This window comes from Kitasatospora sp. NPDC091257 (assembly GCF_044757675.1).
GTDB classification, from domain to species: domain Bacteria; phylum Actinomycetota; class Actinomycetes; order Streptomycetales; family Streptomycetaceae; genus Kitasatospora; species Kitasatospora lactacystinica.
Genome location: NZ_JBIVVI010001472.1, coordinates 1 through 1,940, shown reverse-complemented (window position 1 = coordinate 1,940; position 1,940 = coordinate 1). Strand labels below are relative to the sequence as shown.

The window sequence follows — 1,940 nt, the reverse complement described above, 5'->3', positions numbered from 1 at the left end:
CCCTCGAACGCCCGCCCTGCCGATGCCGCCGCCCCTGGGCACCGCGTTACTGGTCGTGCCGGCGGGAACCCCCGTTGCCCCGATCCGCGCCACCGGCCTCCCAGGCCGTCAACCTCCGTGCCAGGTCGAGCAGTTCGGGCGCGCGGAGCACCCGCCCGCCGAACCCGGGCAGCTCGACGTGCAGCGGCCCGGTCCAGCGCTCCGGGATCGCCGCCAGGCCGTACCTGGCACCGGCCAGGCCGCCGGTGACGGCGGCCACGGTGTCGGTGTCCCCGCCGGGGTCGATCGCGGCGCGCAGCGCCTGCTCGAAGCCCTCGGTGGTGCGCAGCGCCCAGACCGCCGAGCCGAGGCAGGGCCATACCGCGCCGTTGGCCTCGGTGGCGCGCTCCGGGTGCCAGTCGGGGGCGAGGACGGTGGCGTAGCGCTCCCGGTGGCCGGGGTCGACGTGGGCGAGGACGGCGGGGAGCTCGGCCAGCGGGTCGGCGCCGTGCAGCGCGAGCCGGACGAGCTCGTGGAAGATCGCCGAGCCCTCCCGGGCGGCCCCGTCCCCGTGGGTCAGCGCCGCGATGCGCCGGGCCGCGTCCATGGTGGCCCGCCGTCCGGCGTGGGCGAACGCGACGGCGGAGGTCGAGGCGCGCATCAGGGCACCGTTGCCGGCGGCGCGCAGCGTGGTGTTGAAGTGGACGGCGGCGGCGAGGTCCCAGGGCAGGCCGCTGGTCAGGACGGCTTCCGTCTGGATGCCGATGTCCGAGGGGTCGGCGGCGGCCCAGCGGCGGAACCGGTCGAAGACGTCCGGGAGGTCCAGGCTTCCCCGCTCGATCAGGGACTCGGCGACCAGGACGGCCATCTGGGTGTCGTCGGTGGCCGCGCCGAGCCCCCAGCCGCCGCCCGCCACCAGGTCACCGGGGGTGTCCGGGAAGCGGGCGGAGAAGGCGCCGGCCGGGCCGAACTCGTAGGGGGCGCCGAGGGCGTCGCCGACGGCGGCTCCGAGGACGGCCCCGGCGGCGCGCTCGTCGGGGCCGGTCATGCCACGGGCGGGACGACCGGCAGGTTGCGCTTGTGCTCGGTGCGGCGGTAGTGGCCCAGGACGGTGCGGAAGACGTCCTCGCTGACCGGCAGGCCCTCCAGGAAGTCGTCCAGTTCGTCGTAGCCGACCCCGAGGGCGTCCTCGTCGGGGCGGCCGGGGGCGAGGTTCTCCAGGTCCGCGGTCGGGACCTTCTTGACCAGCTCGGCCGGTGCGCCCAGCGCCTCGGCGATCGCCCGCACCTGCCGCTTGGTCAGGCCGGACAGCGGCATCACGTCGGCCGCGCCGTCGCCGAACTTGGTGAAGAAGCCGACGGCGGCCTCGGCCGCGTGGTCGGTGCCGACGACCAGCCCGCCCTTGGCGCCCGCCGCCGCGTACTGGACCACCATCCGCTGGCGGGCCTTGACGTTGCCGCCGACGAAGTCCTCGTGGCCGTGGTCGGTGTAGGTCAGGCCGGCGGCCTTCAGAGCGGCGAGCGCGCCGTCGGTGGCGGGCTTGACGTCGACGGTCAGCACCTCGTCGGCGCGGATGAAGCCGAGCGCGAGCTGGGCGTCCGCCTCGTCCGCCTGGACACCGTACGGCAGCCGCATCGCGGTGAAGGTCACCTGGCGGCCCTCGGCCCGCAGCCGCTCGACGGCGAGCTGGCAGAGCCGTCCGGCGGTGGTGGAGTCGACACCGCCGCTGATGCCCAGCACCAGGCTCCGCGCGCCGCTGGTCCGCACCTGGTCGGCCAGGAACTCCACCCGGCGCTCGGCCTCCGTCGCGGGGTCCGGCACGGGCGCGACCCCGAGGGCACGGGCGATCTCCCGCTGGACGTCGGCGGGCAGGGGCTCGGTCATTCCGACTCCTCGGGACGGTGGTGGGTGGCGCGGTCACGAGGATACGACCACCGACGATGCGGCCGTCACGGGCGGGG

2 protein-coding genes are annotated in these 1,940 nt (G+C 76.2%); both read right to left on the bottom strand.

From position 1 onward, the window contains the following. Positions 1–46: 46 nt before the first annotated feature. Positions 47–1,027: an ADP-ribosylglycohydrolase family protein gene (locus ACIQOV_RS39455; RefSeq protein ID WP_401055717.1), complete on the bottom strand. Its 981-nt coding sequence runs from the start codon at positions 1,025–1,027 to the stop codon at positions 47–49. Further along, positions 1,024–1,863 carry an ammonia-dependent NAD(+) synthetase gene (nadE, locus tag ACIQOV_RS39450; protein ID WP_380540573.1) on the bottom strand — a complete coding sequence of 280 codons (840 nt, stop codon included), beginning with the start codon at positions 1,861–1,863 and terminating at the stop codon, positions 1,024–1,026. Before nadE ends, ACIQOV_RS39455 begins: the two co-directional genes overlap by 4 nt. Positions 1,864–1,940: the final 77 nt, after the last annotated feature.